At 60.0% G+C, this 25,088-nt stretch carries 17 protein-coding genes and 1 pseudogene; 10 read left to right on the forward strand and 8 right to left on the reverse strand.

The window, feature by feature from the left end:
• Nucleotides 1-88: 88 nt before the first annotated feature.
• Complete coding sequence (gene gyrA / locus QD409_RS06220) at nt 89-2,875, reverse strand: DNA gyrase subunit A (RefSeq protein WP_092855247.1); 2,787 nt, start codon at nt 2,873-2,875, stop codon at nt 89-91.
• 225 nt (nt 2,876-3,100) lie between these two features.
• Between gyrA and QD409_RS06225 the strand changes: the two genes are divergently transcribed.
• Nucleotides 3,101-3,733, forward strand: a complete 633-nt coding sequence (locus QD409_RS06225) for a MarC family protein (RefSeq protein WP_092855245.1) — start codon at nt 3,101-3,103, stop codon at nt 3,731-3,733.
• 73 nt (nt 3,734-3,806) lie between these two features.
• Here the strand turns inward: QD409_RS06225 and QD409_RS06230 are convergent, their stop codons facing one another.
• Nucleotides 3,807-4,376: a single-stranded DNA-binding protein gene (locus QD409_RS06230; RefSeq protein WP_430762103.1), complete on the reverse strand. Its 570-nt coding sequence runs from the start codon at nt 4,374-4,376 to the stop codon at nt 3,807-3,809.
• Between the two features lie 272 nt (nt 4,377-4,648).
• On the opposite strand from QD409_RS06230, the gene uvrA reads away from it, so the two are divergent.
• Together uvrA and QD409_RS06240 are read left to right on the forward strand one after the other, a co-directional pair.
• Nucleotides 4,649-7,570: an excinuclease ABC subunit UvrA gene (gene uvrA, locus QD409_RS06235; RefSeq protein WP_430762104.1), complete on the forward strand. Its 2,922-nt coding sequence runs from the start codon at nt 4,649-4,651 to the stop codon at nt 7,568-7,570.
• 33 nt (nt 7,571-7,603) lie between these two features.
• Nucleotides 7,604-8,410, forward strand: a complete 807-nt coding sequence (locus QD409_RS06240) for a DUF72 domain-containing protein (RefSeq protein ID WP_430762105.1) — start codon at nt 7,604-7,606, stop codon at nt 8,408-8,410.
• A 4-nt stretch (nt 8,411-8,414) separates the two neighbouring features.
• Here QD409_RS06240 and QD409_RS06245 read toward each other — a convergent pair whose 3' ends face one another.
• Nucleotides 8,415-9,890, reverse strand: coding sequence for an NAD(P)H-hydrate dehydratase (locus tag QD409_RS06245; RefSeq protein WP_430762106.1), 1,476 nt, complete (start codon nt 9,888-9,890; stop codon nt 8,415-8,417).
• A gap of 348 nt (nt 9,891-10,238) precedes the next feature.
• Between QD409_RS06245 and QD409_RS06250 the strand changes: the two genes are divergently transcribed.
• The 3 genes from QD409_RS06250 (at nt 10,239) to hspQ (ending at nt 12,592) form a co-directional block, all read left to right on the forward strand.
• Nucleotides 10,239-10,577 carry a P-II family nitrogen regulator gene (locus tag QD409_RS06250; RefSeq protein ID WP_003539626.1) on the forward strand — a complete coding sequence of 113 codons (339 nt, stop codon included), beginning with the start codon at nt 10,239-10,241 and terminating at the stop codon, nt 10,575-10,577.
• A gap of 60 nt (nt 10,578-10,637) precedes the next feature.
• Nucleotides 10,638-12,047 (forward strand): type I glutamate--ammonia ligase, encoded by a 1,410-nt coding sequence (gene glnA, locus QD409_RS06255; RefSeq protein WP_430762107.1) that lies wholly within the window; start codon nt 10,638-10,640, stop codon nt 12,045-12,047.
• 215 nt (nt 12,048-12,262) lie between these two features.
• Nucleotides 12,263-12,592, forward strand: a complete 330-nt coding sequence (gene hspQ, locus QD409_RS06260) for a heat shock protein HspQ (protein ID WP_092855739.1) — start codon at nt 12,263-12,265, stop codon at nt 12,590-12,592.
• 156 nt (nt 12,593-12,748) lie between these two features.
• Here hspQ and QD409_RS06265 read toward each other — a convergent pair whose 3' ends face one another.
• On the reverse strand, nt 12,749-13,411 hold the full coding sequence (locus tag QD409_RS06265) for an invasion associated locus B family protein (RefSeq protein ID WP_430762108.1): 663 nt from the start codon (nt 13,409-13,411) through the stop codon (nt 12,749-12,751).
• Nucleotides 13,412-13,676: 265 nt separating this feature from the next.
• Here QD409_RS06265 and QD409_RS06270 point away from each other — a divergent pair, with 265 nt between their 5' ends.
• Together QD409_RS06270 and QD409_RS06275 are read left to right on the forward strand one after the other, a co-directional pair.
• Nucleotides 13,677-15,488 (forward strand): extracellular solute-binding protein, encoded by a 1,812-nt coding sequence (locus tag QD409_RS06270; protein ID WP_430762109.1) that lies wholly within the window; start codon nt 13,677-13,679, stop codon nt 15,486-15,488.
• A 102-nt stretch (nt 15,489-15,590) separates the two neighbouring features.
• Nucleotides 15,591-16,262, forward strand: a complete 672-nt coding sequence (locus tag QD409_RS06275) for a DsbA family oxidoreductase (RefSeq protein ID WP_430762110.1) — start codon at nt 15,591-15,593, stop codon at nt 16,260-16,262.
• A gap of 227 nt (nt 16,263-16,489) precedes the next feature.
• On the opposite strand, the gene QD409_RS06280 is transcribed toward QD409_RS06275, so the two are convergent.
• Entirely contained in the window at nt 16,490-16,771 is a 282-nt protein-coding gene (locus tag QD409_RS06280; RefSeq protein ID WP_430762111.1) for a GYD domain-containing protein, read from the reverse strand.
• A gap of 160 nt (nt 16,772-16,931) precedes the next feature.
• On the opposite strand from QD409_RS06280, the pseudogene QD409_RS06285 reads away from it, so the two are divergent.
• A pseudogene (locus QD409_RS06285) lies at nt 16,932-17,284 on the forward strand (chromate transporter); the annotation flags it as partial.
• Nucleotides 17,285-17,338: 54 nt separating this feature from the next.
• Here QD409_RS06285 and mfd read toward each other — a convergent pair.
• Both mfd and QD409_RS06295 read right to left on the reverse strand, forming a co-directional pair.
• Entirely contained in the window at nt 17,339-20,839 is a 3,501-nt protein-coding gene (gene mfd, locus QD409_RS06290) for a transcription-repair coupling factor (protein ID WP_430762112.1), read from the reverse strand.
• Nucleotides 20,836-21,150, reverse strand: a complete 315-nt coding sequence (locus QD409_RS06295) for a succinate dehydrogenase assembly factor 2 (protein WP_430762113.1) — start codon at nt 21,148-21,150, stop codon at nt 20,836-20,838. The genes mfd and QD409_RS06295 overlap by 4 nt, the downstream gene beginning before the upstream one ends.
• A gap of 173 nt (nt 21,151-21,323) precedes the next feature.
• On the opposite strand from QD409_RS06295, the gene recG reads away from it, so the two are divergent.
• The gene (recG, locus tag QD409_RS06300; RefSeq protein ID WP_430762114.1) at nt 21,324-23,429 is read left to right on the forward strand and encodes an ATP-dependent DNA helicase RecG; all 2,106 of its coding nucleotides are present in this window, start codon (nt 21,324-21,326) and stop codon (nt 23,427-23,429) included.
• A gap of 42 nt (nt 23,430-23,471) precedes the next feature.
• On the opposite strand, the gene QD409_RS06305 is transcribed toward recG, so the two are convergent.
• Nucleotides 23,472-24,959 (reverse strand): esterase-like activity of phytase family protein, encoded by a 1,488-nt coding sequence (locus tag QD409_RS06305; RefSeq protein ID WP_430762315.1) that lies wholly within the window; start codon nt 24,957-24,959, stop codon nt 23,472-23,474.
• Nucleotides 24,960-25,088: the final 129 nt, after the last annotated feature.

Raw genomic sequence — 25,088 nt, forward strand, 5'->3', positions numbered from 1 at the left:
TCACGGCAGACTTAGGCGATTGTAACGACTTTATTCTTTCATCACGGCGAACCGATTGTCCGCCGGTCGCCATTCGACGCTGCGATCCCTATTCCCCGCTTGCGCCCTCGACATCACCGCCGGCCTCACCGTTGGTCGCTTCATCGTCGGCGCCCGCATCGTCTTCGCCTTCCGGCTCGCTGATGCGCTCGACGGATACCACCTTCTCATCCTTGGCGGTCGAGAAGATGGTAACGCCCTTGGTGGCACGGCTGGCGACGCGGATGCCGCCAACGGGAACGCGGATCAACTGACCGCCATCCGAGACCAGCATGATCTGATCGCCGTCTTCAACCGGGAAGGCGGCAACGAGTTCGCCGATCTCGCCAGTCTTCGACGTGTCGGTGGCGCGAATACCTTTGCCGCCGCGACCGGAGATACGGAAGTCGTAGGAGGAGGAGCGCTTGCCGAAGCCCTTTTCCGAAACCGTCAGAACGAATTGCTCCAGCGCCTTCAGCTCTTCGTAGCGCTCATCGTTCAGCTGTCCCTCTTCGGTGACTTCTTCGCCGACCAGCGCGATTTCCTCGTCCTCGCCCGTTGCGGAGCGGCGCTCGCCGACGGAGCGCTTGAGATAGGCGGCGCGCTCCCAAGGTTCTGCATCCACATGGCGGACGATCGTCATGGAGATAATGCGGTCGCCAGCTGCCAGGTTGATGCCGCGAACGCCGATCGAATTGCGGCCGGCAAAGACACGCACGTCCGAAACCGAGAAGCGGATGCACTGGCCAAGCGCCGTCGTCATCAGCACGTCGTCTTGCTCGGTGCAGGTCTCGACGGAGAGGATTTCGTCGCCCTCTTCCTCGAGCTTCATGGCGATCTTGCCGTTGCGGTTCACCTGCACGAAGTCCGACAGCTTATTACGGCGCACCGTTCCGCGCGTCGTGGTGAACATGACGTCGAGATTATCCCAGCTATCCTCATCCTCGGGCAGCGGCATGATTGTCGTGATACGTTCGCCGGGCTCCAGCGGCAGCATGTTGATCAGCGCCTTGCCGCGCGAGGTCGGCGTGCCGATCGGCAGGCGCCAGACTTTCTCCTTGTAGACGATACCATGGGACGAGAAGAACAGGACCGGCGTATGCGTATTGAGAACAAATAGCCGGGTAACGAAATCTTCGTCACGGGTCGTCATGCCCGAGCGGCCCTTGCCGCCGCGGCGCTGCGCACGATAGGTCGTCAGCGGCACGCGCTTGATGTAACCAAGGTGCGAAACGGTGACGACCATGTCTTCGCGAGCGATCAGATCCTCGTCGTCCATTTCGAGACCGCCATCGACGATCTCGGTGCGGCGCGGCGTTCCAAACTCGTCTCGAACGGCCGCAAGCTCTTCTTTTACAATGGTTTGGATACGCAGGCGCGAAGACAGAATATCAAGGTAATCCTTGATCTCGGCGCCGATCTGATTGAGTTCCTCGTCGATTTCGTCACGGCCGAGGGCGGTCAGGCGAGCCAGTCGCAGTTCGAGAATGGCGCGTGCCTGCTCTTCCGAGAGGTTGTAGGTGCCATCCTCGTTGATGCGGTGACGCGGATCGTCGATTAGCCGGATAAGCGATTCGACATCAGCAGCGTTCCAGCGGCGCGTCATCAGCTCTTCGCGGGCCGATTGCGGATCCGGCGCTTGACGAATGACGCGGATGACCTCGTCGATATTGGCAACCGCAATCGCGAGACCCACCAAGACGTGGGCACGATCGCGCGCCTTGCGCAGCAGATACTTGGTGCGGCGGCTGATGACTTCCTCACGGAAAGCCACAAAAGCGCGCAGCATGTCCATCAGGTTCATTAGTTCGGGCTTGCCACCGTTCAGCGCCACCATGTTGCAGCCGAACGAGGTCTGCAGCGGCGTATAACGATAGAGCTGGTTCAGAATGACATCGGCGTTGGCATCTCGCTTCAACTCGACGACGACGCGATAGCCCTGACGGTCGGATTCGTCGCGAAGGTCCGAGATACCCTCGATGCGCTTTTCGCGCACGAGCTCGGCCATCTTCTCGATCATCGACGCCTTGTTCACCTGGAAAGGGACTTCTGTGATGATGATCTGCTCGCGATCGCCGCGCATCGGCTCGATCGTCGCAACGCCACGCATGACGACGGAGCCGCGGCCCGTCTCATAGGCGGAACGGATACCGGCACGGCCGAGAATCTTCGCGCCGGTCGGGAAATCCGGACCGGGGATGATCTGCATCATCTCGGGCAGCTCGATTGCCGGATTGTCGATCAGCGCAATACAGCCGTCGACCACTTCCGACAGATTGTGCGGCGGAATATTCGTCGCCATGCCGACGGCGATGCCGCCGGAGCCGTTGACGAGCAGATTGGGGAAGCGCGCAGGCAGAACCTTCGGCTCTTCCGAAGTCGCATCGTAGTTTTCCTGGAAATCGACCGTTTCCTTGTCGATATCCTCGATCAGCTCATGGGCGACCTTGGTCAGGCGCGATTCCGTGTAACGCATCGCCGCCGGCGGGTCGCCGTCGATCGAGCCGAAATTGCCCTGCCCGTCGATGAGCGGCACACGCATCGACCAGTTCTGCGCCATGCGGACCAAGGCATCGTAGATCGAAGCGTCGCCGTGGGGATGGTATTTACCCATGACGTCGGCGACGGGACGAGCTGACTTCACATATTTGCGGTTCCAGTGATAGCCGCTTTCATGGGCGGCATAGAGGATGCGCCGATGAACTGGCTTGAGACCATCGCGGACATCGGGAAGCGCACGGCTGACGATTACGCTCATGGCGTAATCGAGATACGACCGCTGCATTTCCTCCATGATGGAAATCGGCTCGATGCCTGGCGGGAGCTTCCCGCCGCCGGGTGGTGTTTGCTCAGTCAAAACAGATCACGATCTCTTTTAGAATCACTGCGAAATTTATAGCCGAAAGGCCCGGCGAGCGCCAATTTGGGCCGACGTTTGTGAACAGGCTTTTGCCTCTTTAAGCCATGAAATCGAACATTTCCGTGGCGCAACCCGCCTATAGCGATGCATTACGCTTTGCGAAAGCACATTCCTCGCATAACAATGGCTGATAACAACGATAGAACAGTCTCCGGGGAACATATGGCAAGTGCGGATACGCTGATCAATGCCTTCACGACTCTCCTTGTCACAGTCGATCCGCCGGGGCTAGCGCCGCTGTTCATCGGTCTCACGGCTGGCATGAACCGCTCCGAGCGCAAGCAGGTGGCCTTGCGCGGCTCGCTGATCGCCTTCTTCATTCTGGCGGCTTTTGCCCTGTTCGGCGCGAGCGTCCTCGGCGTTCTCGGCATCTCCATCGGTGCCTTCCGTATCGCCGGCGGCCTGCTGCTTTTCTGGATCGCTTTCGAGATGGTGTTCGAGCGGCGGCAGGACCGGAAGGAAAAGACGACCGAGGTGGCGATCACGCAGGATCATATCCGCAATATCGCAGTCTTTCCGCTCGCCCTGCCCCTGATCGCCGGTCCGGGCGCAATCTCGGCCACGATCCTGCTGGCGGGCTCGCTGCAGACGACGCTCGACCGCGCGCAACTGATCGGCGTCATCGCCGTCAATCTTGCCCTCGTCTTTGCCGCACTTGCCATTTCCGACAGGCTCGACCGCATGCTCGGAGCGACCGGCCGCGCCATCCTGACCCGCCTGCTAGGGGTCATTCTCGCCGCGCTTGCCGCGCAATTCGTCGTGGACGGTGCAAGGGCGGCGCTGACTCTTCCCTGAAAATTGGCCTCGTCATGCAAAAGCCCGCCGATAAGGCGGGCTTCGAGAAAATCCTTCGGCTATGCCGCTAGGCTCAGAACGGGATATCGTCGTCCAGATCGCGCGAAAAGTTGCCGCCACTAGCGCCTGCCGGGCTGCCACCGCCGCGGTTACCGCCTCCGCCACCACGGGAGGAGCCCTGCGAAGACGGCTGGCCGTAATCGTCGCCACCATAATCACCGCCATAGCCGCCACCAAAGTCACCGCCGCCGCGACCACCACGACTGCCGCCTTCCGTGCCGCCGCCTTCTCCGCGGCCATCCAGCATCGTCAGGGTCGAATTGAAGCCCTGCAGCACGATTTCCGTCGAATATTTGTCCTGGCCGTTCTGATCCTGCCATTTGCGTGTCTGGAGTGCGCCTTCGATATAAACCTTGGCGCCCTTCTTCAAATATTGCTCGGCGACCTTGCAGAGGCCTTCATTGAAGATGACAACGCGATGCCATTCCGTCTTTTCCTTGCGCTCGCCGGAATTACGGTCGCGCCAAGTTTCCGAGGTGGCGATGTTGAGATTGGCGATCGGCCGGCCGTCCTGCGTGCGGCGGATTTCCGGGTCCGCTCCGAGATTTCCAATCAGAATTACCTTGTTCACACTACCGGCCATGACATCACCCTATTTGCCGCCCATCGACGGCCCCTAAATTTCATTGGCACACCTTAGACCATTGCCATCATCAGGTGTTGTTCCAGCACTGCCAGAGGCATCTTCATCCACAAAGAAATATCCAAAGGCAATTTTGTTCTTTCTTTGTTCTAATTTGTCTTTATGATCGTGTCAACGGAATCGAAAACCCGGCTCCAACCTTTCATTTCAGCCTCGACTCGCGAGCTGACATCACTAAATAAAGGCAGACTCCAAGGGACCTGCATACGACGATGAGCGAACTGAAGACTATTTCCATACGTGGTGCGCGCGAGCACAATCTCAAGGGCATCGACCTCGACCTGCCGCGCAACAAGCTGATTGTCATGACCGGTCTTTCCGGCTCTGGCAAGTCGTCGCTTGCCTTCGACACCATCTACGCCGAGGGACAGCGACGCTATGTCGAAAGCCTTTCGGCCTATGCGCGCCAGTTCCTCGAAATGATGCAGAAGCCGGATGTCGACCAGATCGACGGTCTGTCGCCCGCCATTTCGATCGAGCAGAAGACGACCTCGCGCAATCCGCGCTCGACGGTCGGCACTGTCACCGAAATATACGACTATATGCGCCTGTTGTTCGCGCGCGTCGGCGTGCCCTATTCGCCTGTTACCGGCCTGCCGATCGAGAGCCAGACGGTCAGCCAGATGGTGGATCGGGTGCTCGCCTACGAGGAAGGCACCAGGCTCTATATTCTGGCGCCGCTCGTGCGCGGGCGTAAGGGCGAATACAAGAAGGAACTGGCGGAGCTCATGAAAAAGGGCTTCCAGCGCGTCAAGGTCGACGGGCAGTTCTACGAGATCGCCGATGTGCCGGCGCTCGACAAAAAGTACAAGCACGACATCGACGTGGTGGTCGACCGTATCGTCGTCAGGCCCGATATGGCGTCTCGCCTGGCCGACAGCTTCGAAACATCGCTGCGCCTTGCCGACGGCCTTGCCGTTGCTGAATTCGCCGACAAGCCATTGCCGCCCGAAGAAACCGCCGCCGGCGGCTCGGCCAACAAGTCACTGAACGAGACGCATGAGCGCGTTTTGTTCTCGGAGAAGTTTGCCTGCCCGGTTTCCGGCTTCACCATTCCGGAAATCGAACCACGCCTGTTCTCGTTCAACAATCCCTTCGGCGCCTGCCCTTCCTGCGACGGCCTCGGCTCGCAGCAGAAGATCGATCGGGATCTGATCGTGCCGGAGCCGGAGCGTACGCTGCGCGACGGGGCGATCGCTCCCTGGGCCAAGTCCAGCTCGCCCTATTACAACCAGACGCTGGAAGCCCTCGGCAAGCATTACGGCTTCAAGCTCGGCAGCCGCTGGAACGAACTGTCGGAAAAGGCTCAGGACGTCATTCTGAACGGCACGGAAGACAAGATCGAGTTCCATTATGCCGATGGCGCCCGTTCCTACACGACGCACAAGAATTTCGAAGGCATCGTGCCGAACCTTGAGCGCCGCTGGAAGGAAACCGATTCCGCCTGGGCGCGCGAAGAGATCGAGCGTTACATGTCGGCGGCGCCCTGCCCGGCCTGCAACGGCTATCGCCTGAAGCCGGAAGCCCTCGCGGTCAAGATCAACAAGCTGCACATCAGTCAGGTAGCGGAAATGTCGATCCGCGTCGCCCGCGACTGGTTCAACGAGCTGCCGGAGACCTTCACCGACAAGCAGAACGAAATTGCTGTGCGTATCTTGAAGGAGATCCGCGATCGCCTGCGCTTCCTGAACGATGTCGGCCTCGAATATCTGAGCCTGTCGCGCAATTCCGGCACGCTTTCGGGCGGCGAAAGTCAGCGCATCCGGCTGGCATCGCAGATCGGTTCGGGACTGACGGGCGTGCTCTATGTGCTCGACGAACCGTCGATCGGCCTGCATCAGCGCGACAATGCCCGCCTTCTGGAAACGTTGAAGCACCTGCGCGATATCGGCAACACGGTTATTGTCGTCGAGCATGACGAGGATGCGATCCTGACGGCGGACGACGTGGTCGATATCGGCCCTGCGGCCGGCGTGCATGGCGGCCAGGTCATTGCGCATGGCACACCGCAGGACATCATGGCGAACCCGAAGTCGCTGACGGGAAAATATCTCTCCGGCGAACTTGGCGTGCCCGTTCCCGAAGAGCGTCGCAAGCCCAAGAAGGGCAAGGAAATCAAGGTCGTCGGCGCAAGAGGCAACAACCTCAAGGATGTCACGGCCTCCATTCCGCTCGGCGTCTTCACGGCGGTCACCGGCGTGTCCGGCGGCGGCAAGTCCACCTTCCTGATCGAGACGCTGTACAAGTCGGCTGCGCGGCGCGTCATGGGCGCGCGTGAAATCCCGGCCGATCATGATCGCATCGATGGCTTCGAACATATCGACAAGGTGATCGACATCGACCAATCGCCGATCGGCCGCACGCCGCGGTCGAACCCGGCGACCTATACCGGCGCCTTCACACCGATCCGCGACTGGTTTGCCGGACTGCCTGAGGCCAAGGCGCGCGGCTATCAGCCGGGCCGCTTCTCCTTCAACGTCAAAGGTGGCCGCTGCGAGGCCTGCCAGGGCGACGGCGTTATCAAGATCGAGATGCACTTTTTGCCCGACGTCTACGTGACTTGCGACGTCTGCCACGGCAAGCGCTACAACAGGGAGACGCTGAACGTCACCTTCAAGACCAAGTCGATCGCCGATGTGCTCGACATGACGGTCGAAGAAGGGGTCGATTTCTTTGCCGCGGTCCCTGCCGTGCGCGACAAGTTGCAGAGCCTGAAGGATGTCGGCCTCGGCTATATCAAGGTGGGACAGCAGGCCAATACGCTTTCGGGTGGCGAGGCGCAGCGCGTCAAGCTAGCCAAGGAACTGTCGAAGCGATCGACGGGCCGCACGCTCTACATTCTCGACGAACCGACCACCGGGCTCCATTTCCACGACGTCGCCAAGCTTCTGGAAATGCTGCATGAGCTGGTCAATCAGGGCAATTCGGTCGTGGTCATCGAGCACAATCTCGAAGTCATCAAGACAGCAGACTGGATTCTTGATTTCGGTCCCGAGGGCGGTGATGGCGGCGGCGAGATCGTGGCGGTGGGCACGCCGGAGACCATCGTCAAGGAGAAGCGCTCCTATACGGGCCAGTTCCTTAGAGAATTGCTGGAGCGGCGGCCGATGAAGAAAGTTGCAGCGGCGGAGTGAAATTTCACCCGATGAACGTCCATGGAGGAGAGAATGACCAAAGCGGGCGAAATCCGCACAGGCATCGGCGGCTGGACTTTTGAGCCTTGGCGCGGGACCTTCTATCCCGATACGCTGAAGCAGAAGGACGAACTCAATTACGCCAGCCGTCAGCTGAAGGTGATCGAGGTCAACGGCACCTATTACAGCACGCAGAAGCCCGAAGTCTTCGCTAAATGGGCTGCGGATGTGCCTGATGGGTTCATCTTCTCCCTGAAGGCCACGCGCTTCGTCACCAATCGCCGGGTTCTGTCCGAAGCCGGTGAATCGATGCAGAAGTTTCTGGAGTCCGGCATCAGCGAGCTTGGAGATCATCTCGGTCCGCTGCTCTGGCAGTTTGCCCCGACGAAGAAATTCGACCCGGATGATTTCGAGGCGTTCCTGAAGCTGCTGCCGACCAAGCAGGATGGTCTTGCCCTGAAGCACGTTGTCGAAGTCAGGCACGATTCCTTTAAGGTGCCGGAGTTCATCGCATTGCTCGAGAAATACAATGTCGCGCCGGTCTGCGCAGAACATTTCGAATATCCGATGATTGCGGATGTTACGGCCGATTTCGTCTATGCCCGCCTTCAGAAAGGCTCGGATGACATCAAGACCTGCTATCCGCCGAAGGATCTGAAGGCCTGGGCCGATCGCCTGAAAACTTGGGCAGACGGCAAAGTGCCGGACGATCTGCCGCTGATCGATGCTGGCCGCAAGGTCAAGGTCGAACCTCGCGATGTCTTTGCCTTCATGATCCACGAGGGCAAGGTAAACGCGCCTCCGGGCGCGATTGCCTTGCAGCAAGAGGTCGCAAAGTAGCGGCTCAAAGCGGCTTGACGTTGGCGACGAGATCTTCGGCCGTCAGCCCTTTTCCGGCATGCTGACCCGCCAGCCCATGCAGCCAGACCCCGGCGGCGGCGGCTTCGAAAGCCGGCGCGCCTTGCGCCATGAGCCCGCCGACGATGCCGGCCAGCACATCGCCGGAGCCGGCTGTGGCAAGCCACGGCGGCGCGTTGGCATTGATCAGCGCCCTTCCGTCCGGCGCGGCGATGACGCTATCGGCACCCTTGTAGATGATGGCGGCATGGGCTCTCGCAGCTGCCGCTCTCGCCTTGTCGACTTTACTCAAGACCGTATCGGCGGCGATATCAGGGAAGAGCCGCGCGAACTCGCCTTCGTGCGGCGTCAGCACCAATCGTGTCGGCCCCTCGGTAAAGGCGTCAAAAAGCCTTTTCGGGTCGTCGCGAAACGAGGTGATGCCATCGGCATCCAGTACCAGATGGCGATCGGCGAGCGCGAGGCAGAATTGTCGAGCCTTCTCGCCGGTGCCAAAACCAGGTCCGAGAATGAAGGTCGAAAGGCGTTGATCGGCAAGCCATTCCCGCAACGACGCTTCATCCTCGACGGCATGCAGCATGATTGCCGTGAGCAGGCCCGCGTTGACGCTCATTGCCTCTGCTGGTGAAGCAATGGTGACAAGCCCTGCTCCAGCCTTCAGCCCGGCCATGGCAGACATGCGCGCCGCGCCCGTCGCATTGGGGCCGCCGGAAAAAACGACAAGATGACCACGCTTGTACTTGTGAGTATCGGCACCTGCCGACGGTATCTTTGCCTGCCATTGCGCCGGGGTATTTTCTCCGATCAGGCTATCGGCATGGGCGCGGACGATCCGGTCGGGAATGCCGATGTCGAAGACTTCCAGTCGGCCGCAAAGATCGCGGCCAGGCAGCAGGAGATGACCCGGCTTGCGCGTCATGAAGGTCACGGTGCGCGTCGCGCGAAAGGCTGCGCCAAGGATCTGACCGCTCGACCCGTCAAGACCGGAGGGCAAATCAACGGCGATAACGGGAACGTCCACCTCGACAACGCGCGCAATGACAGCCTCCACTTCATCCGGAACCGGACGAGACAAGCCCGCACCAAAGATCGCGTCGATGACGACATCGCCGGGGCGCGGCGCGTAGCTTGCAATCGCCTCTCCTTCAACCGGGCAGTCGGCAAAGGCGCGTGCCGCATCGCCTTTCAGCCGTCCCGGGTCACCCAAATGGAAAAGCGGCACCATGGCTCCCGTCTGCTGCAGCGCGCGAGCCGCCACATAGCCATCGCCGCCATTGTTGCCCGGTCCGCAAAGCACGACGAAACGCAGCGCCTCGGGAAAGTACCGAAGCGCGCTTGCGGTGACGGCTTGCCCCGCTTTTTCCATTAGCCCGTAGGAATCGATGCCGGAAGCCGCAGCGTCCCTATCGACTGCGGCCATATCGTCGGGAGAGAGGAGCAGATCGGCGAGCGGTAACATCATGAGGCAACATTATAGATGCGAAATCTGCCTGAAAAACAACCGCAATTCCGACACCCATTTTGATCAAAATATGTGCATTTGCATATCGATTAAACAAGTTCATTCAAGGTCTTGTGAGAGCGGGAATATGACGTGCATGGCACTTTTTTGCGAAATTTTACTTATCCGACCCATTTCGGCGCGAAATCGCTTCCATTTTTCCGAAAAATCCTCATCAATTCATCGTCTCGGTGCGAATTCGCCGGGATTTTTTACAGAGGCCGTTTCCCATTTGGCATGATACGTGCATACGTTGGTCGAGCGGGGAGTAGTCCTGCTGTAACAGGAGAAGCGGAGAGACATTTTCTCATGAAAAAGATCGAAGCGATCATCAAGCCCTTCAAGCTCGACGAAGTGAAGGAAGCCCTTCAGGAAGTCGGGCTGCAGGGCATCACCGTCACGGAAGCGAAGGGCTTCGGTCGTCAAAAGGGCCACACGGAGCTTTACCGCGGCGCCGAATACGTCGTCGACTTCCTGCCGAAGGTGAAGGTCGAAGTCGTATTGGCAGACGAAAATGCGGAGGCGGTGATCGACGCCATCCGCAAGGCCGCCCAAACCGGCCGTATCGGCGACGGAAAGATTTTCGTCTCCAATGTGGAGGAAGTCATCCGAATCCGCACCGGTGAAACGGGCATCGACGCCATCTAACCCGCCCGGCCCTCACAGCCGAGGCTCGTAATCGTCATCTAAGTCAAGGGAAGCAGTTTAATGACGACCGCAAGCGATATTCTGAAGCAAATCAAGGACAACGACGTCAAGTTCGTTGACTTGCGTTTCACCGACCCGAAGGGCAAGCTTCAGCACGTTACCATGGACGTGATCTGCGTCGACGAAGACATGTTCGCCGACGGCGTCATGTTCGACGGCTCCTCGATTGGGGGCTGGAAGGCCATCAACGAATCCGACATGGTGCTGATGCCCGATCCGGACACGGTCCACATGGATCCGTTCTTCGCACAGTCCACCATGGTCATTCTCTGCGATATTCTCGATCCGGTTTCGGGCGAAGCTTACAATCGCGATCCGCGCGGCACCGCCAAAAAGGCCGAAGCCTATCTGAAGGCCTCCGGCATCGGCGACACCGCCTTCTTCGGCCCGGAAGCCGAATTCTTCGTCTTCGACGACGTCAAGTACAAGGCCGACCCCTACAATACCGGCTTCAAGCTCGATTCCAGCGAACTGCCGTCCAACGACGACACGGATTACGAGACCGGCAACCTCGGTCACCGTCCGCGCGTCAAGGGTGGCTACTTCCCGGTTCCGCCGATCGACAGCTGCCAGGACATGCGTTCAGAGATGCTGACGGTTCTCACCGAGATGGGTGTCGTCGTCGAAAAGCATCACCACGAAGTCGCCGCCGCCCAGCACGAACTCGGCATCAAGTTCGACACGCTGATTCGCAGCGCCGACGGCATGCAGATCTACAAATACGTCGTGCATCAGGTCGCCAATGCCTACGGCAAGACGGCAACCTTCATGCCGAAGCCGATCTTCGGCGACAACGGCTCGGGCATGCACGTTCACCAGTCGATCTGGAAGGGCGGCAAGCCGACCTTCGCCGGTGACGAATATGCAGGCCTCTCCGAGAGCTGCCTCTACTACATCGGCGGCATCATCAAGCATGCCAAGGCGATCAATGCCTTCACCAACCCGTCGACGAACTCCTACAAGCGTCTCGTCCCGGGCTACGAAGCTCCGGTTCTGCTCGCCTACTCGGCCCGCAACCGCTCCGCCTCCTGCCGTATCCCGTTCGGCTCGAACCCGAAGGCAAAGCGCGTCGAAGTCCGCTTCCCTGACCCGACCGCCAACCCATATCTGGGCTTCGCAGCCATGCTGATGGCCGGCCTCGACGGCATCAAGAACAAGATCCATCCCGGCAAGGCCATGGACAAGGATCTCTACGACCTGCCGCCGAAGGAACTGAAGAAGATCCCGACAGTCTGCGGCTCGCTGCGCGAAGCTCTGGAAAGCCTCGACAAGGATCGCAAGTTCCTGACCGCCGGCGGCGTCTTCGACGACGACCAGATCGATTCCTTCATCGAACTGAAGATGCAGGAAGTCATGCGCTACGAAATGACCCCGCATCCGGTCGAATACGACATGTACTATTCGGTCTGATATAAGATACGAAAGCCCCGGCCTGCCGGGGCTTTCTCCATAATGGGCAGCAGGTGGCAGGCGTCCCATCGCATGGAGTTTTCACTACCGGCTCCCTTGTTTGGCATTCGAAGTAGAACCGAGCCGAATGTGACAGTTCGATAACAGAACGGGGGCAAAATCCTTGATATCAGTGGTAAAAGTCACCACATGATGAATTGAAAGGAAGTCGTGCCATGAAACAACGAAACGCAAAATTCAATATTGGCGACGTGGTTCGACACCGGATGTTCCCCTTCCGCGGTGTCATCTTCGATGTCGATCCGGAATTCGCAAATACCGAGGAATGGTGGAATTCCATCCCGGCCGAAGTGCGTCCCAGTAAGGACCAGCCCTTCTACCACCTTCTCGCCGAGAATGACGAGACGGAATATGTCGCATACGTATCGGAACAGAATCTGGTCAACGACGAGAGCGGCGTTCCGCTCCGTAATCCGCATGTCGCCCAGATTTTTGACCAGGCGCCGACCGGCCAGCTCAAACCCAAGATGAGCCTCGCCCACTAAGCGTCTCCAAATCCAAGCATTTCCGAGGGAAGGTGCCCCAACGCCTTCCCTTTTCGTTTGCGTGGCACAGTGCGCTGGGATTGGCGATAGACAAAGAAAAAGCCCGGATCGCTCCGGGCTTTTCCTTTCGTAAGATGAATGAAGCTCTCGGTCAGCTTACTGCTGCTTGGCAGCCTTCTGGGCGTCTTCCAGCTTCTTGCGTGCTTCCTCGGCCTTCTTCTGCATGCTGTCCTGCAGGCTCTTCTGGCTTTCGGCAAGCTTGCTGTCGGAGATCGCCGGGCCGTCAAAGGCAGCGCCAAAGCCGGACAGCGAGATCTTGATCGGGTTCGGCGCGCGACGGAAGTTGATCGAGGTGAAGGTGACGTCGGTGCCCTTCTTCAGCGAAGCGATCATAGCGTCGGTGACAGGAACTTCCGCGGTGCACTTGTCGGGAAGGCAGACTGCGTAGTCGAGCTTCTGGCCCTTGCCGCCATCAACCTGCATGGTGATGCCAGGCGGGATCAGACGAGCCGTCGGAACCGAAATCTGCAGGATCTTGCGGTTAACCTTGCCGTCGACGGAGATAAGGCCGACTGCCGTAACGAGCTGGCCGTTGTTGGCCATGATCAGGTTCTGAACGATGCAGATATCCGCATCGTCCTGCTTGGCGCAGGTCTTGTACCAGCCGAGACGCGGCTGGTTGGGATCGCTACCACCACCCTCGGCAGGAGCTGCGTTGGACGCATCCTGAGCAAAGGCAGCTGCCGGCATTGCCGCACCGATCATGAGAGCCAGAGCAGAGAGACCTGCCCGCATTTTGTTGTCAGTCTTGAACATCATAGCGAAACCGCCTCCTGAAATCCGCTGCGGGACGACAGCGCGCCGTCCCATGCAATTCGGGTCAAACCGTCGTCCACCTGTCGAATGAATAAGGCAAATACATGACCCGAGAAACCCGGCACCCCTGTTACATCGCACCGGCGCGGATATCCAGCGTTTCTTTGGTCTTTTCTATCCAGACCTAAGAATTCCACGGTCGCGTGTTGAATTCGGCACGCTCATGATAAGGTTCGGCCGAATCGTACCCCTTACCGGAAAGGATGCCATGCAAGCGCTCCGGATCGCTGTTCTCCTGTTCTTCGCAACATTGTGCAATGCCGCAGCGGCGCAACCGCTCTATGGCATCGCGATGCATGGCGAGCCGGCGCTGCCGGCGGATTTCAAGCATTTGCCCTACGTCAATCCGGACGTCAAAAAAGGCGGCCGCATCAGCTATGGCGTCGTCGGCACCTTCGACAATCTCAACCCCTTCATTCTGAAGAGCATGCGCACGACGGCGCGCGGCATGTGGGACCCTGAGTACGGCAATCTCATATTCGAACCACTCATGGTGCGCTCGCGCGACGAGCCATTCACGCTCTACGGGCTGCTGGCGCAGACGGTCGAATGGGACGACAGCCGGAGCTACATTCAGTTCAATCTCAATCCCGATGCCAAATGGTCGGACGGGCAGCCGGTGACGCCGGACGACGTGATCTTCACCTTTCAGCTCCTGCGCGACAAGGGACGTGTGGTCTTCTCCTATCCGCTGCAAACGGTCAGCAAGATGGACAAGGTCGGTGAGCATGGCGTGCTGATTCATTTCAATGAGAAAGCGAATCGCGAGACGCCACTGATCATTGCCTCGTCACTGCCGATCCTGCCGAAACATGCCACCGATATCGACGGTTTTGAGCGCACGACGCTTAGCATCCCAATCGGCTCCGGCCCGTACCGGGTGAAGAGCGTCGATCCCGGTCAGCGAATCGTTTTCGAGCGCAACCCCGACTACTGGGGCAAAAATATTCCGATAAAGATTGGTGTCGACAACTACGATCAGATCGCGGTGAACTACTTCCTGCAGGATACGACGGTGTTCGAGTCCTTGAAAAAGGGGGATATTGATATTTATCCCGATGGTAGCCCGGCCCATTGGCAAAAGGCCTATGATTTTCCGGGCGTGACCTCCGGAGCTGTCGTCAAGGAGGTCTTCATCCCGAAGCTGCCAAGTGGCATGTTGGGCTTCGTCTTCAATACTCGCCGGCCCATCTTTGCAAACAAGAATGTCCGCAAGGGCCTGACGCTTGCCTTCGATTTCGAATGGTTCAACCGCAGCCTGGCGTCCAGCGCCTATACCCGCACAGAGAGCTATTGGCAGAACTCCGATCTTTCCTCCTTCGGAGTTCCGGCTGATGCCAGCGAGCTTGCCATGCTCGGCCCGATCAAGGACAAAATCGACGCTGACGTGCTCGATGGCACTTATAAGCTGCCGGTCAGCGATGGTTCCGGCCGAGATCGCTCGATCCTCCGCAACGCCGTCAATTTTCTCAAGCAGGGCGGCTATACGATCAAGGGCGAGCGTATGGTCGACAGCGCCGGGCGGCAGCTCAGCTTCGAGATCATGACACAGAATGCGGATCAGGAACGAATCGCCATCGCCTACCGCCGCTCGCTGACCCTACTCGGCATTGCCGTCACCATCCGCACCGTCGATGATTCTCAATATCAACTGCGGACGACCAATTACGACTATGATGTCATCATCAAATCCTACCCGTCGTCGCTGTCGCCGGGTATCGAGCAGGTGGGCCGGTGGAGTTCCGCAGCTGCGCAGACGCCGGGCAGCCTGAATTTCGCCGGCGTCCAGGATCCCGATGTCGATAGGTTGATCGATCATTTCCTGACGGCACATTCGATTGAAGATTTCCGCGACGCGGTGCGCTCCTTCGATCGCATCCTGATATCAGGCTATTACGTCGTGCCGCTCTATCATATCGCGCAGCAATGGGTAGCGCGGCGCAGCCATATCGCCCATCCCGACATATTGCCGCTCTACGGTTATTACCTACCCGTCTGGTGGGATGCAGCCGCCCAATAATGTGCAGTGCATTCCGCCTGGTTCCCTTTCGGTAACTGGTTGAAGCCATCGGCGCAAAGGCCTAGATGGTGAAGACAAGTCAAGAACCGAAAGGAAAGAACCATGGAACGCATCACGATCGACATCGTCTCGGACGTCGTCTGCCCATGGTGCTATCTCGGCAAGGCCCGGCTGGAGCTGGCGATTGCCGAGGTGCAGGATGAAGTGGGAGTCGACCTCAACTGGCGGCCCTACCGCCTGAACCCGGACTATCCGCCCGAAGGCGTCGACCAGAAGAAGGCGCTCGAGCAGAAGCTTGGCGGCGCGGAGCGTGTTGCGCAGGGGCACAAGATGCTGACGGATCTCGGCCGCGAAGTGGGAATCAAGTTCGATTTCGACGCCATCAAGATCGGCCCCAACACGCTCGACGCGCACCGCCTCATCCATTGGGCCGTCACCGAAAGCCGCGAAAAACAGGACAAGGTCGTCGACGCGCTGTTTAAGGCTAATTTCGAAGAGGGCCGCAACGTCGGGGATCACGCAGTACTGCTCGATATCGCCGAAAAGGCGGGCCTCGATCGCTCCGTCATCGCGACACTTCTCGCCTCCGACGCCGATCGCGACCTGATCGTCGGCGAGATCGAAGCCGCCCAGAAGATCGGCGTCACCGGCGTCCCCTTCTTCATCTTCGACCAGCAATATGCGGTTAGCGGCGCTCAGACGCCGGATGTGCTGGCAGGCGCACTGCGTGATATTGCCAAGATGAAGGCCGAGGCGCGGGCCGGGATGAATTGAGCGGCGGCCACGGATTTTAGCCGTTGCATCATGGATGTCACGGGCGTCGTCTCCAAAGAGTTGGAGACCGCACGGCCTCTGTTACGCGAACCGGATGGCCGTTCTCGCGGGGCATGCCGCGATCGAACTGACCGCGCGCTCGAATGCAGCCTCATTGCGCGCCGACACATCGTTTCTGGCAGCGGAGGTTCGATCCGCTGCCAGAGATGTTTCAACCAGTGGTCTGCTTATTTTGCCGGGGGCTTGTAGGAAGATGCGATTGTGCCCGCCTTCTGTTGCGCAGCCTTGAATTCCGTGCCCGTGTAGGCTCGCACGGTTTTGACATTCGATACGGCTCCCGATGCGCTGATGACGAGAAGTGCGGGGATCAGGTCAGCACCATCGTCGAATTCCGTGATTGCCATCCAGTCGGTTTCGCCGGTCGTGAGATAGAAAGAATGCAGTTTCCCGCCCGCTGCTTCCATGACGCCACGGGCCGCCTTTTCTCGGTTCGATGGATTGTCAATCATTCCCTTCGCTGAAGTGGCTGTATAGCACCCTGTTGTTACGAAAAGTGGCATAGGACATCCTCCCTCGACAATTGAGCAGATCGGGTGATCTGCGGAATACTTATTATCTCAAAAAACTTGGCATTAGACGAGCGTCGGACCGTAGAGCGCTAGATTGGTCGCCGCCTGTCTTGGCGCTGTCATGGGGGCCTGCCCCCGATGGCCTGTTTGGCGCAGCGATCTGCCTAGTCGCGATCCTTCTGCCTGAATTCTTGCTGCTCTTGGGCGCGTTGCCGTTATGGGACAATCTACAGAAGCGCCCGATGGCTCAAGCCGCCATGCGTGGCGCGAACGATGCCGTAGTCGGCATTCTCGGCGCGGCTCTTTATAGCCCCGTGTGGGCCAGCGCGGTGCCCAAATTCAGACGATTTTGCGCTCGCATTGACAGGGTTCATCGTGTCGGCTGCCTGGAAGGCTCGGCCGTGGGTTATTGTGCTCTCAATGGCTATGGGTGACATCGTGCTTCCACGTTGACCGCAACGGGCCGAAAACGGTCGCCAATATCACAGGGCTGCCAATTGCCCGTCCCTACTTTGCCAATTCCGCCAGCTGCGTCATCACCACAGCCGCGCCCTGTAGCCTTTTCTCCGGCGTCGGCAGGTCGCGGGTGAGGAACACGCTGTGGTCGGGGCGGATCTTTGCCATCGTGCCCTGCTTGGCGATATAGCCGACCAGGTTGGCCGGGTTCGGGAATTCCTTGTTGCGGAATTGCACGACGACGCCCTTCGGGCCGGCATCGAGTTTCTCGACATTGGCGATGCGGCAGAGCGACTTGATGTAGACGATCTTCAGCAGATGCTGGACCTCGATCGGCATCGGCCCGAACCGATCGATCATTTCGGCACCGAAACTGTCGATTTCCTTGATCTCGGTGATTTCACCGAGACGGCGATAGAGCGCCATGCGCAGATGCAGATCCGGTACATAAGCGTCAGGGATCATGACTGGCGTGCCGACGGAGATCTGTGGCGACCAGCCGGTATCCTGGATCTCGTCGACGCCCTTCACCTCAGCGACAGCTTCCTCAAGCATTTGCTGGTAGAGTTCGAAGCCGACTTCCTTGATATGGCCGGACTGTTCCTCGCCGAGCAGATTGCCGGCGCCTCGGATGTCGAGATCGTGGCTGGCAAGCTGGAAGCCTGCGCCAAGCGTATCCAGCGATTGCAGCACTTTCAGCCGGCGCTCCGCCGTCGTCGTCAGCACCTTGTTGACCGGCAGCGTGAAGAGCGCGAAGGCGCGAACCTTGGAGCGGCCGACGCGGCCGCGGAGCTGATAGAGCTGGGCAAGGCCGAACATGTCGGCGCGGTGAACGATCAATGTGTTGGCCGTCGGTACATCGAGACCGGATTCGACGATGGTGGTCGACAGCAGCACGTCATAACGGCCCTCGTAGAAGGCGTTCATGATGTCTTCCAGCTCGCCGGCCGGCATCTGGCCGTGGGCGACAGCCACCTTCAGCTCCGGCACATCCGATTGCAGGAAGGCATGGATATCGGCAAGATCGGCGAGGCGCGGGCAGACATAGAAGCTCTGGCCGCCACGGTAATGCTCGCGCATTAGCGTTTCGCGGATGACGAGCGAATCGAAGGGCGAGATGAAGGTGCGCACCGCCATGCGGTCGACTGGCGGGGTGGTGATAAGCGACAGCTCGCGCACCCCGGTCATGGCAAGCTGCAGTGTGCGCGGGATCGGCGTTGCCGACAGCGTCAGCACATGCACGTCGCTCTTCAGCTCCTTCAAGCGTTCCTTGTGCTTGACGCCAAAATGCTGCTCCTCGTCGATGACGAGAAGGCCGAGATTGGCGAACTGGATGCCGGAGCCGAGCAGTGCATGCGTGCCGACGACGATATCGGTCTTGCCTTCGGCCACTTCCTTCTTGGTGAGCGCCAAATCCTTGGCGCCGACCAGACGTGACGCCTGCTGGATGCGGATCGGCAGGCCGCGGAAGCGCTCCGAGAAGGTCTTGAAGTGCTGGCGGGAGAGCAAGGTTGTGGGAACGACGACGGCGACCTGAGCGCCGTTCATCGCGGCGACGAATGCGGCACGCAGCGCCACTTCCGTCTTGCCGAAGCCGACGTCGCCGCAGACGAGGCGGTCCATCGGCCGGCCAGCGCCGAGATCCTCGCGCACGGCCTCGATGGCGCTCATCTGGTCGTCGGTTTCGTCATAGGGGAAGCGGGCGGCAAACTCGTCATAGAGGCCGTCCGGCGTCGCCAGCACAGGCGCATGACGTGTCAGGCGTTCGGCCGCGACTCGGATCAAGGCACCCGCCATATCGAGCAAGCGCTTCTTGAGCTTGGCCTTGCGCATCTGCCAGGCGCCGCCGCCGAGCTTGTCGAGCTGCGCTTCCGTGCCCTCGCCGCCATAGCGTGACAGGAGATCGATGTTTTCGACCGGCAGGAAGAGCTTGGCGTCGTCGGCATAGAGCAATTCGAGACAGGCGTGCGGAGCGCCCGCCGCCTCGATGGTCCTCAGACCGACGAAACGGCCGATGCCATGCTCGGCGTGAACGACGATCGAGCCTTCGTCGAGACCGGCCACTTCCGAGATGAAATCGGCGGCCCGCTTGCGGCGCTTGGAGCGGCGCACCATGCGGTCGCCAAGAATGTCCTGTTCGCCGATGATGACGAGATCGCCGGCCTCGAAACCGGCCTCCAGGCTAAGCACGGCGGCGGCCGCCTCGCCTTTCGCCAAGCCACCAAGGTCCTTGAAAGCCTCGATCGTCTTGACACGTGCCAGCCCATGCTCGGCCAGCACCTGCAGCAGGCGGTCGAGCGAGCCTTCGGTCCAGGCTGTGATCAGCACCTTGCTGCCAGTGGCACGCTTGTCGGCAATATGTTTGACGACGGCATCGAACACGTTGACGCGCTCGCTATCGGCGCTGTCAGTCGCAGATCGCGCCCAGCGCGGTCCCTGACGGGCTTCGAGGCTGATAACGCGGCGCGCCTCACCCTCGTGTTCGTTGAAAGGCGATATGCGGACGGCGCCGAACGCATCGAGCGCATGTCCGAAGGCCTTGCCATCGAGATAGAGCTGGCCCGGCGTCACTGGCTTATAGGGCGTACCCTGCGCCATCTGGCCCTTGCCCTGCTGACCGGAGTTCAGGCGGGCGTCGTAGTAGTCAAAAACGAGCTTGGAGCGCTCCTCGGCGGCCTCGCGTACCGTGTGATCGCTCACCAGCCGGAAGCCCCTGAGATAGTCGAACACCGTCTCCAGATTCTCGTAGAACAGCGGCAGCCAGTGTTCCATGCCGGCATAGCGGCGGCCCTCGGAAACGGCGACGTAGAGCGCGTCGTCGCGCGTGGCCGCGCCGAAGGCCGAGAGATAGCTCTTGCGGAAACGGCTGATCGTATCCGGCGTCAGCGTCACCTCGCTCATCGGATTGAGATCGAGCGAGCGGACCTGCCCCGTCGTGCGCTGGCTGGCGGGATCGAAGCTGCGGATGCTTTCCAGCGTATCGCCGAAGAAATCGAGGCGCACCGGCTCTTCCGTGCCCGGAACGAAGACGTCGAGGATGCCGCCGCGCACGGCAAATTCGCCGACTTCACGCACCGTCGCGACGCGATCGAAACCGTTGCGCTCCAGGCGGCTGGCGATATCGTCCATACGTACCTGATTGCCTGGTCGCGCCGAGAACGCCAGGCTCTCGATGACATCCTGCGGTGCCACCTTTTGAAGCATCGCATTGACGGTCACCAGGACGATCGCAGCATGCGGTTTGCGGTGATAGGCGATTAGCCCGGAGAGTGCAGCCAGGCGGCGGGCCGAAGTATCGGAGCTTGGCGAGACGCGATCGTAGGGAAGGCAATCCCAGGCTGGAAGAGTGAGAACCGGTATTTCGGGCGCAATGAAGCTGAGCATCTGCTCGACATCAGCCATATGCTGACCGTCGGACATGACATAGGCGACCGGCTGGCCGGCTCTTGCCAGATCCGCAAGCAGGAACGGCTCCATGCCGGCAGGAACATGACCGACCGTCAGCGGCTCGCTTGCGGCGAGCACCTTCTTCGCGTCGAAACCGGGGATCATTTCGTTAATCCAAACCTTTCGGCGATCTCTTCGAAATCGGGCTTGTAGGAAGCCAGGCGCTCAAACATCGGCGTCTGCATATGCTGCGGCGTCGGCTCGGTTCCGAGGATCCACTTGACGAGGTCATTGTCTTCCTCGGCCATGATGCGCTCGAGCTCGTCGAGCTCCGCCACGCTCAAGCCCGGCAACTCGTTATCGGCAAACTGGCCGAAGACCAGATCCATCTCGCGAATACCGCGATGCCAACAGCGGAAAAGGATGCGGCGACGGCGAGGATCGAGATCGGCACTGCTGAGGGTCAGCCCAGTCATCAAAAACACCTTTATGTTGATGCGTCTCTATAAAACCAGCGTCGTAAGGTGGGAACCGGTTTTTCAGAAAAAAGCGCCTGCGATGCAATTTTCCGGGGAGTGTTGTGCTCAATGGAGCCGAGTTCTCCGCCGCCCCTTGCCAAATGCGCCCTGCCCGTCGCATTTTGCCGGCCATGCGTCCCGCCATCCTTGATCCGTTGTTTGCCTCCATCTCTTCGCTGCCCGGCGTCGGGCCGAAGGTATCCGAACTGCTGGTGAAGCTGCTCGACCGCGAGACGATCGACGATTGCCGCGTCATCGACCTTATTTTCCATGCGCCGCATTCGATCATTGACCGGCGCGAGCAGCCTGGCATCGCCCGAGCGCCGCAGGGGGCCATCGTCACCATTACCGGCCGTGTCGACCGGCACCAGCCGCCGCCCAATGCGCGCAGCAACGTGCCCTATCGCGTCTATCTGCATGACGAAACCGGCGAACTGGCGCTGGTCTTCTTCCGCGGCAAGGCACAATGGCTGGAAAAGCAGCTGCCGCTCGACGAGACCGTCACCGTCAGCGGCAAGGTCGATTGGTTCAACGGCCGCCCGTCCATGGTGCATCCGGACTACATCATGCGCGAGAGCGAGGCGGAAAACCTGCCGCTGGTCGAGCCGGTCTACCCGCTAACCGCAGGCCTCACGCCGAAATTCCTGCGCAAGACCATCGAGGCGGCGCTGCCGCGCATTCCGCAATTGCCCGAATGGGATGACATCGCCCTCGCCCAGAAGCAGGGCTTTCCCTCGATATCCGACAGCTTCCATATGCTGCACGCGCCGCGAGACGCAGCCGATATCGATCCGCAAGCGCCGGCCCGCCGCCGGCTGGCCTATGACGAATTCCTGGCGGGGCAATTGTCGCTCTCCCTGGTGCGCCAGAGGCTGCGCAAGGTTGCAGGGCAGCCAGTGCATGCAACTGGAGAAATCAGCGGCAAGATATTGGAATCTTTACCCTTCTCGATGACGAACAGTCAGCGTGACGCGGTTGCCGATATTCTCAAGGACATGGCGGGCACCGAGCGCATGCTTCGGTTGCTGCAGGGCGATGTCGGCGCGGGAAAGACACTCGTAGCCTTGATGGCGATCGCTGCCGTCATCGAAAGCCGCGGCCAGGCCGTACTGATGGCGCCGACCGAAATTCTCGCCCGGCAGCATCATACAACGATTTCGAAATTTGCTGCGAATGCAAACCTTTCCGTCGAAGTTCTGACAGGTCGCACGAAGGGGCGTGAGCGGGATGCGATCCTGGAGCGCATTGCCTCCGGCGAAGCGCAGATCATCATCGGCACCCACGCCTTGTTTCAGGATAGCGTCGCCTATGCCAATCTCATGCTGGCTGTCGTCGACGAGCAGCATCGCTTCGGCGTTCACCAGCGCTTGCGCCTCACCGCCAAGGGCATCTCGCCGCATATGCTCGTCATGACCGCAACGCCGATACCGCGAACACTGGTGCTCGCCGCCTTTGGCGATATGGATGTCTCCAAGCTCACCGAGAAGCCGGCGGGGCGCAAGCCGATCCAGACGATCACCATCCCGAACGAGCGAACCGGCGACATCGTCGGTCGACTAAAAAGCGCGCTAGCGGAAGGCAAGAAAGCCTATTGGATATGTCCACTTGTGGAGGAATCCGAAGAATCTGATTTAATGTCGGCCGAAGAGCGCCATGAGACGCTGACGAAGGCGCTCGGCCCAGGCATCGGCCTCATCCATGGTCGGATGAGCGGGCCGGAAAAAGACGCCGTCATGATGGCCTTCAAGAATGGCGAGATCCGCCTCTTGGTCGCTACGACCGTCGTCGAAGTCGGTGTCGACGTCCCGGATGCGACCATCATGGTCATAGAGCATGCCGAGCGTTTCGGGCTTGCGCAATTGCATCAGCTGCGCGGGCGCGTTGGTCGCGGCGACGAAGCTTCCACCTGCATCCTGCTCTACAAGGGACCACTTGGCGAAACTGGCCATGCGCGGCTGTCGATCATGCGCGAGACCGAAGACGGCTTCCGTATTGCCGAGGAAGATCTGAAACTGCGTGGCGAAGGCGAGCTTCTCGGGACGCGTCAGTCCGGCACGCCCGGCTTCCGCATCGCCAGCCTGGAAGCCCATGCCGATCTTCTGGAAATTGCCCGCAAGGATGCCGCCTATCTCATCGAGCGTGATCCGGAGCTCACTGGCGAGCGCGGCGTAGCGGTGCGCACCCTGCTCTATCTCTTCCGCCGCGACGAGGCTATCCGCTTCCTGCGGGCCGGATAATTGGATGGACGCAGTGACCGCGCCCATCCGTGTCTTATGAGATTACTTGGCGGATAGGCCTGGAATGGTGACCTGGAACACCTGGAACATGGTGTCGACATCGGCGCCACTATCATCCTTGTAGGCGGCGCCGACTTGGAAGCCGTCCTGGGTGATGAAGTCGTTATCGTTGGCAACGAACAAAAAGTAATCGTCCGGCAGCTTCGGGTCCTGGACGCTGGCAAGCGACATGGCTTCCCATTTTTCCGAGAGATTGTTGCGATCGTTCGGAGCGCCATTGTGAAGGCCGAAGCGGGCGAGATCGGCGCCGTCGTTGATGTCGATGAACTGGCTGACCGTGGCCGGCTTTACCGACGGATCGAGAACGCCCTTGGGAGCGACCGGTTTGTCGCCGTCGAACTTGCCGCCGGCAATGTCGGTGGCGGCGGAAACGTCGACAATGTCGATGCTCCGGTAAAGCGACTTCTCGCCCTTCTGACCGTAGCCGTTGCCGCTATCGCGCGCCAGCATCAGGAAGCTCGTCGGCGAGAGAGCCACGATTTCGCTCTGGGCGGCGACCGCCGTCTTGCCCTTGTCATTGGTGAAGACTGGCAAAGGCACGGCATATTCATGCACCAGTTTCAGATGGTCGAGATCAACAGCATCGTAAACCAGAGCGCGCGTGTTCTGTCGCGTCGAGCTGGAATCGCCGCCATCCTGGCGAGTGGCAGACTGGAGCACGACGATCAGGAACTTGCCGTCCGGGGTCAAGGACATGCCCTCGAAGCCCTGGTTGTTCTGACGGCCGCTGGTCGGATCCTTCGGATCGGGAGCGGTTTCACCGGGGCCTGGATTGTTCGACGAGAAGTTCACAGCGCCACGGCGCATGGGCAAAAACGCAGCCGGCGGCGGCGTGGCCGACAGCATGCGGCCATCCGCCGAGAAGCGGTAGATATAGGGGCCGTATTCGTCGCTGACGAACATGGTGCCATCGGGCAGCCGCGCGATAGCTTCGTTGTCGAGCGAGATCCTGCCGTTCGGCGCTTGCGGCAGCAATGGCATGGCGCCATCCGGATGGCGGATGCCATCTGCCGGGTCGAGGCCGGTCGTATCGGCGCCCTTGTTGTCCTTCAGCAGCAACGTCTCCGCGAGCTTGGCATCGACACCCGCCTGTTCCTTGCCGGTCGGCGGCGTTGCGCCGGGAGCGACCGGCGTCAGCTTGATATCGATGGTATTGAGACGCGCGCGATAGTCGGTGGTACCGGCGACATTGTAACCACGGTCCGGCAGCAGCCAGAGCGAACCCTTGTACGTGCCGTCGGCATTGCGGGTCCAGCTCTTGGTGTCGATCGACATGCCTGAGCCCGAACCGAAGGTCTCGCCGAACTTGTCGCGCTGATTGGCCGGAATGCGGCCGACGGCCACGCGCCCCTTGTTGACGAGCGTCACACCCTGAACGGTTACGGATGTGTCGGCGAATGCTGCGACCGGAGCGGTGAAAACGAATGTGGCAAGGGCAGCCGACAGCAACGGCAAACTCTTCGAACGCATATATTTCAAAACAGTATCCTCCTGATGAAAACCCTTGAGGAGACAACGGCATCCATCTTCGGCCTGGTCGAAAACCCCGCGTCGAAGAACAATTGCCCGGCGCTCAAGCTCCGAGCATTCGATGATGAA

The organism is Rhizobium sp. BR 315 (genome assembly GCF_050577975.1).
Lineage (GTDB): Bacteria > Pseudomonadota > Alphaproteobacteria > Rhizobiales > Rhizobiaceae > Rhizobium > Rhizobium miluonense.